Origin of the sequence: Nitrosomonas sp., assembly GCA_016703745.1 — a bacterium.
Lineage (GTDB): Bacteria > Pseudomonadota > Gammaproteobacteria > Burkholderiales > Nitrosomonadaceae > Nitrosomonas.
In genome coordinates, this window is record JADJBK010000006.1 from 2,254,122 (window position 1) to 2,268,999 (window position 14,878).

At 52.5% G+C, this 14,878-nt stretch carries 10 protein-coding genes and 2 pseudogenes; 7 read left to right on the forward strand and 5 right to left on the reverse strand.

Annotated features, from left to right (window positions below; all coding sequences use genetic code 11):
• The first annotated feature begins 204 nt into the window (after positions 1–204).
• Positions 205–1,131 (forward strand): glycosyltransferase family 2 protein, encoded by a 927-nt coding sequence (locus IPG31_11890; GenBank protein ID MBK6619013.1) that lies wholly within the window; start codon positions 205–207, stop codon positions 1,129–1,131.
• 214 nt (positions 1,132–1,345) lie between these two features.
• Positions 1,346–1,810, forward strand: a complete 465-nt coding sequence (locus IPG31_11895; GenBank protein ID MBK6619014.1) for a VCBS repeat-containing protein — start codon at positions 1,346–1,348, stop codon at positions 1,808–1,810.
• Between the two features lie 47 nt (positions 1,811–1,857).
• On the opposite strand, the gene IPG31_11900 is transcribed toward IPG31_11895, so the two are convergent.
• Both IPG31_11900 and IPG31_11905 read right to left on the reverse strand, forming a co-directional pair.
• Positions 1,858–3,423 (reverse strand): GTPase domain-containing protein, encoded by a 1,566-nt coding sequence (locus tag IPG31_11900; GenBank protein ID MBK6619015.1) that lies wholly within the window; start codon positions 3,421–3,423, stop codon positions 1,858–1,860.
• The gene (locus tag IPG31_11905) at positions 3,420–4,667 is read right to left on the reverse strand and encodes a 50S ribosome-binding GTPase (protein MBK6619016.1); all 1,248 of its coding nucleotides are present in this window, start codon (positions 4,665–4,667) and stop codon (positions 3,420–3,422) included. The genes IPG31_11900 and IPG31_11905 overlap by 4 nt, the downstream gene beginning before the upstream one ends.
• 207 nt (positions 4,668–4,874) lie before the next feature.
• Between IPG31_11905 and IPG31_11910 the strand changes: the two genes are divergently transcribed.
• The 5 genes from IPG31_11910 (at position 4,875) to IPG31_11930 (ending at position 11,898) form a co-directional block, all read left to right on the forward strand.
• Positions 4,875–6,809 carry an ATP-binding cassette domain-containing protein gene (locus tag IPG31_11910; GenBank protein MBK6619017.1) on the forward strand — a complete coding sequence of 645 codons (1,935 nt, stop codon included), beginning with the start codon at positions 4,875–4,877 and terminating at the stop codon, positions 6,807–6,809.
• 154 nt (positions 6,810–6,963) lie between these two features.
• Positions 6,964–7,248, forward strand: coding sequence for a cytochrome c (locus IPG31_11915; GenBank protein ID MBK6619018.1), 285 nt, complete (start codon positions 6,964–6,966; stop codon positions 7,246–7,248).
• Positions 7,249–7,272: 24 nt separating this feature from the next.
• A complete protein-coding gene (locus tag IPG31_11920; protein ID MBK6619019.1) occupies positions 7,273–7,599 on the forward strand; it encodes a cytochrome c in 327 nt (108 codons plus the stop codon).
• 106 nt (positions 7,600–7,705) lie between these two features.
• A complete protein-coding gene (locus IPG31_11925; protein ID MBK6619020.1) occupies positions 7,706–8,800 on the forward strand; it encodes an efflux RND transporter periplasmic adaptor subunit in 1,095 nt (364 codons plus the stop codon).
• A complete protein-coding gene (locus tag IPG31_11930) occupies positions 8,797–11,898 on the forward strand; it encodes an efflux RND transporter permease subunit (GenBank protein ID MBK6619021.1) in 3,102 nt (1,033 codons plus the stop codon). The genes IPG31_11925 and IPG31_11930 overlap by 4 nt, the downstream gene beginning before the upstream one ends.
• Before the next feature lie 17 nt (positions 11,899–11,915).
• Here IPG31_11930 and IPG31_11935 read toward each other — a convergent pair.
• The 3 genes and pseudogenes from IPG31_11935 to IPG31_11945 form a co-directional block, all read right to left on the reverse strand.
• Positions 11,916–12,245: pseudogene (locus tag IPG31_11935) on the reverse strand (transposase).
• 162 nt (positions 12,246–12,407) lie between these two features.
• A pseudogene (locus IPG31_11940) lies at positions 12,408–12,833 on the reverse strand (transposase).
• 384 nt (positions 12,834–13,217) lie between these two features.
• Entirely contained in the window at positions 13,218–14,819 is a 1,602-nt protein-coding gene (locus IPG31_11945; GenBank protein ID MBK6619022.1) for an IS66 family transposase, read from the reverse strand.
• Positions 14,820–14,878 lie beyond the last annotated feature (59 nt).

Here is a 14,878-nt window from a genome sequence, read left to right on the forward strand (position 1 = left end):
TGCTTGAGTTAGCAGCCAGGCACGTAGTATGTACCTTGGAATATCGTACCAACCGTGTAAACTGGGTGCGATGAAATCTTGTCATCAGGGAAGCCTGGGTGGAGGATTCGCCGGTTCTTCCTTAGAAGCCAGGCATAAACTAGAGAAAAATCACCTGAATTGACGTCAGGTCAGTCTGCGGATCCAATTTATTTTTAGATGAGCTTGCACTCTTTATTGCCTGAAATTGTACCGATAGTCGTCACATATAACCCCGCTGGATCTACGCTGATTGCCAGCCTTGCTGCATTGCTCTCCCAGGTTCAGCAGGTTGTTGTTGTGGATAATGATTCAGTTTGTGATGTAGCTGACATTATCAAACGTCTTGATCAAGCGCAATACAACAGGGTCAACCTGATTAAGCTGCAGTACAACAGTGGCTTAGGTCATGCCTTTAATATTGGCATAGCCCGGGCGCGCGAATTAAGCGCCGATTTTGTGCTGTTAATGGATCAGGATAGTATTCCGCAATCAAACATGGTGAAGAAATTACATGATGCCTACGTTTATCTGCAAAACCAAGGCATCTTGGTTGCTGCTGTCGGACCGCGCTACCAAAATCCGATATCAGGACAACTCTCAAATTTTGTGCGTGCCAATCAATATAGACTGACACAGGTATTATGCCACGAAGACGGAAATGACTATCCACGCGCGGATTTTCTGATTTCTTCCGGAATGTTCATTTCCATTCAAACACTAGACAAGGTGGGTGATATGGATACAACCCTGTTTATCGATCATATCGATACCGAATGGTGTTATCGGGCGCAATCCAAAGGTTGTTCTGTATATGGAGTATGCGATGCTCTTATGCAGCATACCTTGGGCGATAAGCAAAGTCGTTTCTGGTGGGGACGTTGGCGAAATATTCCGTTTCATCAACCTTTCCGCTACTACTATATTTTCAGGAATAGCGTACTGCTCTGGCGACGAGCTTACATGCCTAATGCCTGGAAACGAGCCGATATGCTGCGTATTCTGTGTTTTTTGCTGTTCTTTACATTACTTTCGTCAAACCGCATAAAAAATTTCCACATGATGATCCATGGTTTATGGGATGGCCTTAATAATCGTTCTGGTAAACTTTGACTGGTAGATCCGGATTTTTAGTGGCTTGTTTTGCTACAATCGTTTAAGTCCGATAGTCTCCTGGTTGGCTAATCGGGTTTTATACATTGCTTTCAGTAGTTGAAACGCCAAGAATCATTGCCGGTTTCCAGGATGTTACAAGGTTTAACACGGGAGAATAGATATGACGAATAACTTCAAGCAAATCGTTGGAATAGCTATTTTGAGCGTAGCAATGGTTTGGGCTTCCCCTGTCCTGGCGGAACCCCTTACGGCCATTTCCCTGACTGACGCAGAGCAATCGGCAGTATTCAAAGCCGCCGGTTTTGCGCTTAAGGGTAAGGAGTGGCGCGCCTGCGACACTGGCGATTCCGGCGCACCCTACGATCCCGGTATTATTCAGGAAGTGCGCGACCTTAATGGTGATGGTCGCCCGGAGGCGGTTGTGACCGAGGGTGGCACATATTGTTACGGTCATGCTGGCGTGGGGTTTGCTTTAGTTAGCAATCAAGCCGATGGTCGTTGGCGACTCATGGCCAAGCGAACCGGGATCCCCGAGTTTCTTAAGACCCGTGGCGTTGATGGCTGGCCGGATATTCTAGTCGGTGGCCCAGGCTTTTGTTTTCCGGTAGAGCGTTGGAATGGCAAAGAGTACGCTTTCCACCGTTTTGAGTACCAAGGTAAACGCTGTAAACCTTAGCCTGGATGGTTGCTGTGCAGCCGTATTACGGCGAATCCGGTTCTGCTTCAGGGGAGCTTTCGGTCTTTGATGGCATCGGGCAGATTCCACAAAAAGCGTCCGGAGTTGAGTAATTGCTTGCGCAACAATTCCCAGTCCTGCACTTTCTTTTTGTCTGTTTGACAGCGCAGTAGACGCACGCGCAGGGCGGTGTCCTGTTGCGCAAGAATGGCTGCCCAGAGCGTATCCTCAACGTTGTAGCGCTTGTTTTCCCTGAGGCAAATCGGAACAACGTATTGAACGGGCACGGCCAGATCGTTGGCCGCTGCCTTAACGACTGCACGAATGTTGCTGGCCTTGATATTAGCCCTATCGTTCAGGTCATAAGGTGGGTGCCACTCGTTGAAAGGCCGTAGCAGATCGATATGGCTGACGGCAACCAGCAGAGGCGGTGGGCGGCGATGCAGATGGGTGGTTTGATGAATACGCAATGCGTCCAGCAAGTTGCGCTCACCTCGTCGATCAGGGCGGTTGGCGGCAGTGACCCAAATAATGAGATCGGCCTCCAGTGAGGTTTGCAGCATTTTTTGCTCATCGAAATGAATGCTGTCGATGCCGGGGCTGTCGAATATCAGCGCTTGCGTCAGCCCTTCACGCATCAGCAAGGCCGGTGTATACAGCGAGGTGGTTCCAGGCAGTACATCGGTAGCGGCAAACAGCTTTCCGTAGAGTGCGTTGATCAGGCTGGATTTTCCCGTGTTACTTTTTCCAAGCAGTAGAATGCGTAGTGGCTTATCTTCTGCGACTGCCTGTGTCTGCTCTACCTGTGTCAAGTTATCATGGGACGCCGCAGTCGGTGACTGATCGACAGGTTCGGTCTCTGTTGTGACAATCGGCTGATGGCCACTGTAGAGATCGATAGCGTAGTAGCCCACCTTGCGGATATATGCGCGCAAAAACCAGCGGTGAAATTCACCGCGAGCAAGACCGAAACTGCGCTCACGAAAATAGCGCCAGAATTCACCAAACAGGGCATTAATGGGATTGACCATCACTCTGCCTGCACGGTAGAAATTGTAGATTTTTTCTGCTCGTGTTTTCCAGCGATTTGCCTGCAGGCAGTCTCCTATGGTCAAGCGGTGGCTGAAGGGAATGTGGTTAATCACATCCTGGCGTAGATCATGGCTGGCCCGCTCGATGATCAGTAGAGTGTGCGGCACGGTCAATTCCAGTGTTGGTTGCGCAGCCTGCGGGAAATAGCAGCGCGCTACTGTATCCAGAGTGCGTTTACCCAGCGCCATGATCCAGTCGAGATTATCCAGCGGCCAATCCTCCGGGTTGCAGTGGTCCGCGAGCTGTTCAACCTGTTGCCAGACTTCTTCGGCACGTGGCGACCAGTCGGGGTTGGCTTCAGTCAGCAGTATATTCAAGGCAGCACGATGGTGACGTGCCGCCCAGTACTGCAAGCCATAGGCTATCGCACCACAAAGTGCCAGAATTGCGAGCCAGATCAGTAAATAGCCACTCTGCCAAAGCCACCAGATGCCCAAGCCAAATACCGCCAGTGTTGGCAGAAAAAATAACGCGAGAGCAGCTAACTGTACGGGGTTGATCCATTTGCGCCAGAAACTCATTCTTTGGTGTTCCTGTTGACGGTGGCGCGCAGCCGTTCGGACAGAATGGTACGGCCGGTTTGCAGAGAGTCGGCATAAATGCGTCGCAGTATGGCCGGATCCACGTTCAGACCCTGCTTGCGCTGCGCAAAGAAATAGATCGAAGCCTTGCCGAGCGCATAGGTTGTCGCGCCACTGGCACCGGCTCCCCAGGCCGCCCCCGCTGTTTGCCCGACAAATGGAATCAGTTTTGTGAGGGAGCGACTGACCATTCTGCTTAAGTAGGCCGTTGTCACGCCGACGCCGAGCAAGCCAATGAATTCGCTGACAGCACGACTATCCCAGCGTTGTCGGTACAATACGGCGAGGCTGTGCAGCAATTTTGCCTGTAGTGCGGTAACGGCTACCAGATCGACCACTGGCAATGCGCCCAGCCCGGCAGCTGCCAGCGCATAGCCGACGGTCTGCTGATGGGCAGCGCGTGCATACAGATCACGTACCGTCTGTTCTTCGCCGAGTTGCTGTTGCAAACCTAATGGGAGCAACGCTTCAATGGCTTGCCATAATGCTTCCAAACCATAGTCCGATGGCGCCAGCCCATCTTCCGGCAAGGTGAAATCAACAGGGACCCAATATATTGGCGCATCACCGGGAATATTGGCTGTTGCCGCCCGTTGCGCAAGCAATGCGCGTTTCAATTCGGAGGGAATTGATTCTGGCCAGGACTCCCGCGCGTAGGGCCAGGGCAGGATATGTCCAGTTACTTCAAAATAAAGCTCGTGCAGACTCGTCTGTACCATGAGTAACGGCCATTGTGGGTGCTGACGACGGATATTTGTCACGACAGACACTATCTCTTGCTGCTCAATGTCGGCGGCTTTCATCACCACCAGCAGTAAATGTGCCTGCTGATCACAATATCCGATATCTTCAGCGGGATCATAGCCCACCTCGCCAATTCCACGAGTATCGAGAAATCGCACGATGGGAGCTGTCTCCGGAAAATCATAAAATCGGGAATGGCGGGTGCAAGGCTGAAAACCATTGCCAATCTGCGCAGTGTCACTACCCGTTAATACCCGGACAATCGAAGTTTTTCCCGATTGTGTCTTGCCCAGTAGCCATAACACCGGTGGCGGCAACTGCTGCCGTGCCGCTTGCAGCGATGCTTCCAGCGCATCCTCGTCCACCGCAGGCTGCAACAGCAGTGACTGCAATTTTTTCCACTGGTCTGGCCAGTTTCTGAAGTAATCCGAAAAACCCAACCGTGATCCTCCAAAAAATATATTGGTTTGCTACACAACCTGGTCGCTTACCGATCGACAGCAATACGGTGGAGAACACCACTCGATCAATCCCAGCCAGAAAAATTGGGTACTAAACGAAAATTGCTGAGAGCGGTCATTAAAATGACGGGTAAAATGCTTGCCCGCTAACCTGTTTATTCCCAACCAGATTTATTACTACCTGTCATGCCACATATTACCCTTGAAAATGCCTGTCTTGCTTTTGGTCATCATGCGCTGCTGGATCATACTGCGCTCCAGCTCGATCCCGGAGAGCGGGTCGGGTTGATTGGACGTAATGGTACCGGTAAGTCCAGTCTATTGCGCGCCCTTGCCGGCGAAATCAAGCTTGATGATGGCGTGCTGCGCACTGAGCCGGGCATCAGCGTGGCTTATGTTCCGCAGGAACCGGAGCTGGATGAAACCCGATCGGTTTTCAGTGAAGTCGCGCGAGGTTTGGGTGAGTTATCCCAGGTCTTGCTGGACTATCACCAGGTTTCACATGATCTGGGGGAAGCGGACGCCGATACGGATGCTTTGCTGGAACGCATGCAGCAATTGCAGGGCATTCTGGAGTCCCAGGATGGCTGGCGGATACATAATAAGGTGCAAACAGCTATCGATAGGCTGAAATTGAATGAAGATGCCCTTGTCGGCACGTTGTCTGGTGGTGCCAGAAAGCGGGTGGCGCTTGCGCGCGCCATGGTGGTGTCGCCGGATGTATTGCTTCTGGATGAGCCGACCAATCACCTGGATTTCGCGTCTATTGAATGGCTTGAGGAAACCCTGCGGGAGATTAATGCCAGTATCATTTTTATTACTCATGACCGGCGTTTTCTTGATAATGTTGCCACACGCATCATTGAGCTGGATCGGGGGGAACTTGTCAGTTTTCCGGGTAATTTCTCCGCTTATCAGAGTAAAAAAGTGGAAATACTCGAAACCGAGGCAATACACAATAAAAAATTTGACAAGGTGCTGACGCAGGAAGAAATCTGGATCCGCAAAGGTATTCAGGCGCGGCGCACTCGCAACGAGGGCAGGGTCAGACGACTGGAATCGCTGCGGCGTGAGCGCGCCACACGGCGTGATCGTATGGGTAAAGTTAACTTCAAGGTGGAGCTTGGAGAACGTTCGGGCCAACTGGTTGCCGAGCTGGAAAATGTAGTCAAGCAGTACGATGAAAAAGTCATTATCGACAATTTTTCCTGCCGGATCATGCGTGGTGACCGCATCGGCCTGTTGGGACCAAACGGTGCCGGTAAATCGACATTGCTGAAACTGATTCTCGGAGAGGTGCAACCCGATGCCGGCACAGTACGACTGGGTACCAAGCTGTCCGTGGCTTACTTTGACCAGATGCGCCAGCAGTTGAATGAAAATTTGACGTTGGTTGAATCTATCAGCCAGGGATCAGATTTTATTGAAATCGGCGGAGTGCGTAAGCATGTCATCAGCTATCTGGAAGATTTTTTGTTTTCCCCACTGCGAGCACGCTCACCGGTCAAAACACTCTCTGGTGGTGAACGCAACCGGTTGCTGCTGGCGCGGCTATTTACCCAGCCTGCCAACGTACTGGTATTGGATGAACCGACCAATGATCTCGATATCGAGACACTCGAATTACTCGAATCTCTCCTGCAGGACTACAGCGGTACTTTGTTTCTGGTCAGTCACGATCGTGCTTTTCTGGATAACGTGGTCACCCAAGTGATTGCATTTGAGGGTAATGGCCGGTTACGCGAATACGCAGGTGGCTTTGAGGACTGGTTGCGCACTGTAAATGCGGTCAAATCGGCAGAAAAAGACATCCAAAAGCAAATCAGCATTCCGCCTGTTCCGGGGGGGACTTCGCCCGGCAACTCTAAAAATGTATCTGCTGATCCGGCTAAACTCAGCTATCAGGAAAGACAGGAACTGGAGAAACTGCCAGAGAAAATTGATAACCTGGAGCGGGAGCACGAAAGTATCAGCGCTCGTTTGAGTGACCCGATTCTCTATCAAACTAACCCTGAAGAAGTCAAGGTATTGCAAGTACGCACCGCTATGCTGGAAAAGGAGCTCTCAGCACTTTTTTCCCGTTGGGAAGCTCTTGAAAGCAAGCTGATCAAGGTAAAATAGAGGTAATTTCCCTATAAACAACAGGGAGATAGCGATGAGGCTTTCTTCAGGATTCATTGACTAAACCCTATCCTTCGTTTAAAGTTCAAATTTTTGAGAGGAGGATACGTAAGTGAAAAAATCAGCGGTCGTTAAACTACTCGTCGCGTCTGGCATGATTATGTCATTTTCTGGCATAGCTGCTGCTGCGGGAGAAACCGATTCATTTAAAAGTAAATTGGTGATGTGTCAGGGATGTCACGGTATTGAGGATTATCGTACCGCCTACCCGGTGGTCTATCATGTGCCCAAACTTGGTGGCCAGCATGAGCAATATCTTGCAAAAGCGTTGAATGATTATAAAACCGGTGCACGTAACCACCCTACCATGGTTGGTATAGCAGGCCTTTTATCTGATGAAGATATCAAGGCATTAGCTGCTTATTACGCTGGCAAATAATTTTCTAACGCGAGGATAACTAATATGAAAAATTTGATGATTGCTGCTGCAAGCGGCTTGATATTTCTTCTGTCGAGTCAGGTGATCGCCGCTGATATCGAATCTGGTAAGAAAAAAGCGCAGGAAGTGTGTTCATCCTGCCATGGTTTGGATGGCAACAGTCCTGCTCCTAATTTCCCCAAAATTGGTGGCCAGCCCAGAACGTATCTTGAGAAAGTATTGAATGACTATAAATCTGGTGAGCGCAAAGATCCGATCATGGCTGGAATGGCGGCAAATCTAAGCAAGGAAGATATTGAAAATCTGGCCTTCTATTATTCGGGTCAAACGGGTTTAACCATCAAGAGATAGATCACGCCAGCAATGCTGGCAACTAGCTCGTGAACGAAGCGGAACGTACCGGTGTCTCTGGTACGTTCCGCTTTTTTCTTGGCGCCCAAAACGGCATACTCAAAAAATGTATAAACTGAAGTTCCGCCTTTACCTGTCGCTACTAGCCGTACCTATTCTGGTAGTCGCCTGTTCGGATGGGAGCGAGACAAACGTTTCTGCGGAGACGCAACCAGCTACATCAGAGAGTCACGCTGATACATCCGTAGATAAAAATGAAACCGTTATCTGGCGTACATTCACTGAGCTTGCCCAGTATCCGCAGCGACGCGCAACCGCACGCGTGGTTGCGATAGATGAAGCTACTGTGGCCGCGCAGGTTTCCGGACAGATCAAACAGGTGTTTGTGCGTGAAGGGGACGCAGTCAAAAGTGGGCAACCCGTTGCACAGCTCAATGATCCTCCGCTGCGTCTGACGCATGAACGCGCACAAGCCACGCTAGCGGCAGCCAACGCGAAGGTGGGTCAGGCACAGCGTCAGCTGACTCAGCAGCAAGGGCTGCGAACACGCGGATTTGTCTCAGAAGAAGCGGAAGCCGCCGCCCGTGATGCGTTGGAGGTCGCACGCCGGGAGCGTGACGCGCAGCGTGCCGCACTCGCCGAGGCCAGTTGGTATTGGGAGCAGCGCATGATCACTGCCCCTTTTGACGGAATCATGACCGAGCGCCAAGTGAGTGTGGGTGACTGGGTAACGCCTGGGCAGGCCATCGCCGTGATCACCGCCACCACGCGCGAAGTGCATGCCTTTGTTGCGCACGAAGACATTGCCGCATTACAACAAGTGACTGAAATTATTTTTGAGACACTGGGTGGTCAGCAGCATCTTCTTGACATTGCTGCAGTTTCCCCGCGACGCGATGATCGCGCACAGGATGTGCGTGTCCGTCTGACGTTTACGACAGATACGCCGCCACCCATCGGTACTGCCGGTGTGTTGCTATGGCGTGATCCAAGACCACATCTATCAGCTGGTATCCTGGCGACAGTGCGTGGCATACCTGGTGCGTGGATAAAGGATAACGCAGCGGTTGCACCGCGTTTTGTTCCGCTGCCCCAAGCCCTAACGGGACGCGATGTAGTGGTGTCATTTCCGCCTGATACCACGATTGCCATCCGTGGGCAAGGTACGCTGGCGTGGCGGGCTATGCAGGAAGCACAATGACCCCGGACTCCTGGTATGGTCGGCTGATTGCAAATACCCCGCTTGCCAATCTGTTTTTTCTGATTGTCATTGTCGTGGGCATCGTGGCGTATCTGTCCATGCCGCGTGCGCGCGATCCTGAAATCAACTTCAACTGGGTCAATATCCTGACAGCTTATCCTGGCGCCACCGCTGAGGATGTTGAGCGTGAAATTACTGCACCACTGGAAGATGCGCTGCGTACCGTTTCCGATATTCGTTTTGTGACGTCGAGCTCACGCGAAGGGACATCTTCGATTTTGATCCGCTTTGAAAGGATCGATAACCGTACCTTTGACAAGCGCGTGACGGATGTGCGCCGTGAAGTACTCAACAAGGCGGCTGCCGAATTACCTGCCGAAGCATTGACCCCCAGATTCACGGAAATTACGACTTCAAACGGTTTTCCGACAGGAATGATTGCGCTCTATGGACCCGTTGCGGGTGAAGTCATGCGAGCGCAGGCATTCGCTATCAAACGTGATATGGAACGGGTGCGTGGCATCGATCGTCTGCTGACATTCGGTTTTCAGGAGCCGGAGATTCATATCGATTTCGATCCATTCACCCTGGCAACACGCGGAATCGCAGCAAGTTCGCTGGCGGACCAAATTGGGGCCTGGTTTCGCGATGTCGTAGCAGGACGATTCATGGTAAACGAACGGGAATGGTTGGCGCGTGCGCGTGGCCGCACGGAGGATCCGGAAGCAGTAGCGCATTTGCCCGTAGTGATCGAGGGGCGTGCAATTACCCTGCAGGAACTGGCCACGATATCGCTCAGCGCCGAGCGGCCTGATCATTTGGTTCGCTATCGTGGCCAGCCGGCGGTGCTGCTGTCAATCACCAAAAAAGCGGATGCCAATACGCTGGATTTGATGGCACAGCTACAGGCGTTCGCTGATGAACGTAACGCAATACTCGCTCCTTTGGGGCTGCAGCTTGTGCTGACGGATGACCAGACACACGAAACCCGCCAAACAATCAGCGTGATGGAAATGAACGCATTGCTTGGTTTTGCGATGGTTTTAGTGCTGGTGGGACTGTTTCTTGGCTGGCGATTAGGAATACTGGTGGCGCTAGGATTACCTTTTGCGCTCTCAGGCGCATTTGCGGTCATAACGGCGGGGGAGTCGACGCTTAATCTGACGGTATTGCTCGGTGTGGTGATCGCGCTGGGAATGCTGGTCGATGACGCCGTGGTCATTGTTGAAGCGATACACGATAAGATTGTGCAAGGGTTATCGACCCGGGAAGCTGTTTTTGCCGGTGTGCTTGAAGTCGGTGCGCCGGTATTCACGGCAGTGTTGACGACGGTGGCGGCATTTCTACCCCTCATGCTTCTGCCCGGCATACTGGGGGAGTTTCTTAAGATTGTGCCTATGGTAGTCACTGCCGCACTGGCAGTCAGTCTGCTGGAAGCCTACTGGCTATTACCTGCTCATATTTTTGCGCTGCGTCATACTTTCGACACGCCACGCTCCCGCCTGGCGCACTGGCGAGAGCGCATGACCATGCGGCTACGCAATAAATATGGCCGACTGCTGGTGCGCGTGTTGCGTCGACCGTGGCGCTGGGCTTTGCTGGTAGTCACTACTTTTATACTCGCAGGGGCACTGGTTTTCTCGGGCGCGGTACGCACGCAGTTTTTCGCGTTTGACAGCATTCGGCTTTTCTATATTCACTTAGACATGCCGGTTGGTTCGTCATTGAAACACACTTTACACGAAGCCGAGCGTGCCACGGCTATCGTCGAACGTCTGCTCCCATCGGAAGAACTTCGATCAGCCGTTGCGACAGCGGGTATCAAATTTACCGATACCGAACCGCTCTATGGTGATCATTATGGACAGGTGAGTATTTCGCTGCATCCGCGTGCCGCAAATGGCCGCGATGTGGAAGCCATTATTGACAGCCTGCGCGCGGAAATTATGTCACTGACTGGGCCAGCAAAACCGGCATTTCTGGCTATCAAGGGCGGTCCGCCAGCACAACGGCCGATCAATGTCAAAGTGAAATCGGAAGATCAGGCGCAGCTGGATGCGGCGGTAAGTGCGGTTCGTGGTTTACTCTCAGCCATGCCGGGAATACGCGATATCACGGATGATCGTAGCGAAGGGCGGCCGACCGTAACCTTCCGCCTTGACCGCGATGCCATTGCCCGTGCCGGCATGGATGCAGCACAGGTGCTACGCACCATCCGGCTGCTGGGCGAGGGTGAGCGGGTGGGCAAGACACGTCGGGAAGGAGAGGCGCTCGATATCATTATACGAGCGCAGCCCACGTCCATGACCGATCCCGCCGAGTGGCTGCGATTGCCCATGGTGATGCCTGATGGACGCACCATTACACTTGGAGAACTCGTCCACGCAGAGTTTGCGCCATCGCAGGGATTCATTCGTCGCTATCAGTTCGTGCGCGCTGTAACAGTGGAAGCAGAAATCGACAACACGCTTACTGAAACCATGCAGGCCAATGCTCAGCTGTTGGCAGGCTGGCGACAGATAGCGGCGAATTATCCAGCAGTGAAGCTCGATTTCACGGGTGAACTGGATGATATCCGCGAAAGTCTCGATGCGATGAAACGTATTTTTGCGCTAGGCATCGCCCTCATTTATCTCATTCTCGCCACGCAATTCCGCAGTTACTTGCAACCGCTCATTGTGTTGATCACCATGCCACTGGCGCTCTCTGGCGTGATTTTCGGTTTATTCCTGTCAGGCCTGCCATTATCGCTTTATACCCTCTACGGTGTGATTGCGCTGACCGGCATCGCCGTCAACTCCGCCATTGTGCTCGTAGCCGCTGCCAATGATCGCATTGCAACTGGCATGAGCGCTCTGCACGCCACGCTCTATGCCTCACGTCGTCGGCTGGTGCCTATTTTGATTACCTCAAGCACCACCATTGCCGGACTGTTTTCACTCGCTGTCGGATTGGGCGGCAAGTCTTTGCTCTGGGGGCCGGTTGCATCCAGTATAGTCTGGGGACTGGGATTCTCCACCGTACTGACTTTGCTTGCTACCCCGTTATTGCTGCGAATAACACTCACACAACGTCAGCCGCAGCAAATACCAGTGTAACCGTCCAGCGCTCCCATCTATCTTTCCTGCTGTTTAAGTGACTGAATGAATGCTGGCGTAAGCGGCAGCAATTCATCGATACGGTTATTGGGCCAGGTGGGTAGTCTGGCGAGGGTGTCTGCAAGCCATGCGGCGGGATCGAGTTTGTTGAGTTGCGCGGTACCGAACAAGGTTTGAATGGCAGCGGCGCGTTGACCGGCACGTTCCGATCCGGTGAATAGCCAATTCTTTTTACCGATTGCGATCGGGCGGATGGTGTTCTCCACCGGATTGTTATCGATCGGAAGAAAGCCGGTTTGTGCGTAGCGGATGAGGCTTGGCCAGCGTCTGAGGGTATAGTCGAGCGCGTAGGTTGGGGTGACGACAGGAACCCCAACACGACAACCGCATCGCCACCAGCCAACCCTGAAAACGAGACATCGCGGCCAATAAAACCATCAGCAACCCGCAAAGGCCAAACCGGTTAAAAATGTTGGGGTTCGTTGCCTCACCCCAACCTGCGGCCCTTGAACCCGGTTGACATAGCCATGTTTCAAGGGATTAACATGGATATAATCAATATGCTTGGCATAATCCAATTCTGTGGTAATCGTATGTTCCCAATAGCGGCGTTGCCAAATACCCCGTTCAGACCGTTTTCGCCGCGTCGCCGACAAGCGTTCCTTGCGGGGCAAACCTTTTGAAAACAGCAGCTTGATTAACCTCCAACGTACCGGGAAATTATCGGTATCAGGTGGAAGAGTCCATATACAGTGCATGTGATCCGGCAGCACCACCCAGGCATCAATATGGAATGGGTATAAGCGTTTCACCCGGCGAACCGAATCCCGCAACAGATCAATGTGATCCGTGAGTAAAGTCTGTTGCCGTTCCAATAAATTGACCGTAAAAAAATAACACCCACCCGCCACAAAATTACGTCGGTAATTTGGTATAGAAAGCTTCCGCATCAAAAAAAATCAACGGAAATAATAGCATAGGCGTATGGCGGTTTCGCGCCAGCAAACCGCCATGCCAAACAAAGCAAACAACCAGACAAAAATCCCATGTTTGGAAATGCCGTCATGAAAACCAGCATGACAGGCTTCGTTCATGGTGGTTCGCTAAAGCGGAACCACCCTACAATTCATCCGCCGTACGGACGTTGTTTGCAACGCCCTCCGCGCCATTTTCAACCTGATTGCGCGCAACTCCCAAGGGGGCTTGAATGATACAACCGATGCGCCTCCTTGCGGTCGGCACATCCTGCCGAGCTGCGACATTATGCCGCATTGACTTTATAGTTTGGTGCTGTTAGCGTAACCGTCCAACGCTCCCATCTATCTTTCCTGCTGTTTAAGTGATTGAATGAACGCTGGTGTAAGTGGCAGCAATTCATCGATGCGGTTATTGGGCCAGGTCGGTAGTCTGGCGAGGGTGTCTGCAAGCCATGCGGCGGGATCGAGTTTGTTGAGTTGCGCGGTACCGAACAAGGTTTGAATGGCAGCGGCGCGTTGACCGGCACGTTCCGATCCGGTGAATAGCCAATTCTTTTTGCCGATTGCGATCGGGCGGATGGTGTTCTCCACCGGGTTGTTGTCGATCGGAAGAGAGCCGGTTTGTGCGTAGCGGATGAGACCTGGCCAGCGTCTGAGGGTATAGTCGAGTGCTTTGGCGGAGCCGCCGCCATTTGCGGTCTGGCTACGGGTTTGCATCAGCCAGTCATGCAATGCATGCAGTGCGGGCAGGCTTCTGTCTGCCCGCAGTTGCAGACGATCTTCGATGCTCAGGTCTTTGCCTTCTGCTTCGATTGCGTATAAGACGCTGATGCGCTGTATCGCTGCCAATGCCATCGTGCTGGCATTGGCCTGGTACAGGTCAAAGAATTTGCGTCGCGCATGCGCCCAGCACGCCAATTCGACGCAAGGCGATGTGGCTGTGGAAAAAAGTGCTTTATACCCAGCATAGTCATCGACCATCAGGTGTCCTTGCCAATTTTGCAGAAAGTGCCGCGCATGCTGACCGCTACGGCCAGCTTGATAGTCGAAGACGATGATACGCGGCCCGGGTTCAAGATCATTGCTGCGGTAGGCCCACAGGTAGGCTTTACGGGTTTTGCCGCGACCGGGTTCCAATTGTGCAACTGGTGTTTCATCGGCATGCAGCGTGTTGCCCTGCAGTAGATGCCAGGTTAGGCGATCGACCAATGGTTGCAGGGCTACGCCGGTACGGCCTACCCATTCGGCCAGGGTGGAACGGGGCAGCGTGACCTGGTCACGGGCAGCAATCTGCTCCAGGCGATAAAGTGGCAGGTGATTCAGGTATTTGTTTGTCATCACCCAGGCAAGCAGGCCCGGGGCGGCCATGCCGCCATCGATGACTGCCGGTGGCACGGGTTCTGCCGTGATGGTTTCACAGGATTTGCAGGCGTACTGTGGGCGAATGTGGCGATGAACGAAGAATCTGGCGGGTTCCACGTCAAGCTGCTCGGTGATGTCTTCTCTGATATTAGTCAGATCGCAACCGCATCGGTCACATTGGCAGGATGCGGGTTCATGCCGGTGTTCGATGCGCGGCAGGTGATCTGGCAGCGGCTGACGACCGGCGCGGGTACGCGGCACTTTGGTGGCATTGGGGGTTGGTGTGCTGTTGATCTGTTCGATTTCAGCCTCAATGGCCGTGATATCGGTCAGCGCCGATTCTTCAAACAAAGAAAGCTGCCTGGGTGACAAGGCAGACAACGCTTCATTTTTCCTGCCAAATCGGATACGGCGCAGATGCGCCAATTCCAGGGTGAGCGCCTGAATCTTGAGTTCCAGCGCATAAACTGTCTGCTGTGTTTGCTGGGTCAGATCAAGCTGAAATGCCTGAACCAGATTGACCACCTGTTGTTTGGTGGCCGTATCGAGGTTGAGTTGATCCAGTTGCGCCAGTGAATTCATGAGATGAATTATACCACGAAATCGCAATCAACCGCCTGTTAATAAACAACTATTACATA